Here is a 227-nt window from a genome sequence, read left to right as displayed (position 1 = left end):
CGCCGAGCGGGTGTAGTGCGCGCTCTGCCGCCCGGTACGGGACTTGAACCTCGGGAAACGGGCCCGCCCGGCGAAGAAGTTGCCGAACGCGGTGTGCTGATGGCGCAGCGTCTGCTGCAACGGCACACAGGACACCTCCGACAGAAACGCGAGTTCCTCGGTACGTTTCCACCCGGTCAGCGCCGCATCGGTCTGCCGGTACGACGTGCGCACACCCTCCGCGCGGT

Annotated in this window: 1 pseudogene; it reads right to left on the bottom strand. The window is 68.3% G+C overall.

The window, feature by feature from the left end:
• A pseudogene (locus tag IG04_RS0142080) lies at positions 1 to 227 on the bottom strand (RNA-guided endonuclease TnpB family protein); the annotation flags it as partial.

It is taken from the genome of Lentzea albidocapillata (assembly GCF_000719115.1).
GTDB lineage: Bacteria > Actinomycetota > Actinomycetes > Mycobacteriales > Pseudonocardiaceae > Lentzea > Lentzea albidocapillata.
This window is presented reverse-complemented; position numbering and strand designations above follow the sequence as displayed.